The organism is Neokomagataea anthophila, from assembly GCF_018122595.1.
Taxonomy (GTDB): Bacteria; Pseudomonadota; Alphaproteobacteria; order Acetobacterales; family Acetobacteraceae; genus Gluconobacter; species Gluconobacter anthophilus.
Genome location: NZ_JAGRQH010000190.1, coordinates 1 through 227, shown reverse-complemented (window position 1 = coordinate 227; position 227 = coordinate 1). Strand labels below are relative to the sequence as shown.

The 227-nt window shown below is 64.3% G+C and carries 1 protein-coding gene; it reads left to right on the top strand.

What is annotated here, in order from left to right; translation table 11 throughout:
* The coding region (locus KB213_RS12435) for a hypothetical protein (RefSeq protein ID WP_456306882.1) at positions 1-218 on the top strand (218 nt) is incomplete at its 5' end.
* Positions 219-227 lie beyond the last annotated feature (9 nt).

Here is a 227-nt window from a genome sequence, read left to right as displayed (position 1 = left end):
GAGGCCTCCACAGCAGCTGCCCCCCCCGAGACCCCCACCCACCGGACGTCGCCTCCACCCCCGCCCTTGCGCGAGTCGGAGACCCCCCTGAACCGGCAGCGCCTGCGGAAACACCCGCGTCGCCCGCCCATCAACAGCTTTTACCGTTAGAATACCTCCCAGCCGCCGCTCATCAGGCAGGCGAATATTTTGCGCACAATGGTTCTGATACGGTCTAAACGGCTTTT